General features: G+C 66.9%; 1 protein-coding gene. It reads left to right on the top strand.

Annotation, left to right across the window (positions count from 1 at the left end):
* Positions 1-308: ArsB/NhaD family transporter (locus tag LH128_RS30660; RefSeq protein WP_008833576.1), on the top strand; the 308-nt coding region annotated here is incomplete at both ends.

Below are 308 nucleotides of genomic sequence, written 5' to 3' on the forward strand. Positions count from 1 at the left end.
AGCAATTCTGATCTTCATCGCGACGATCGCGCTCGTCATCTGGCAACCCAAGGGCTTCGGCATTGGGTGGAGCGCCATGGGCGGCGCGGTCGTGGCGCTGCTCGCGGGTGTTGTATCGCTCTCCGACGTGCCCGTGGTCTGGGGCATTGTCTGGAACGCGACGGGCACGTTCGTCGCGATCATCGTCATCAGCCTGCTGCTGGACGAAGCCGGGTTCTTCGAATGGGCGGCGCTCCATCTCGCTCGCTGGGGCAAGGGCAATGGCCGCCGCCTGTTCGCGCTGGTCGTGCTGCTCGGCGCGGCGGGGG

It is taken from the genome of Sphingomonas sp. LH128, assembly GCF_000293195.2.
Taxonomy (GTDB): domain Bacteria; phylum Pseudomonadota; class Alphaproteobacteria; order Sphingomonadales; family Sphingomonadaceae; genus Novosphingobium; species Novosphingobium resinovorum_A.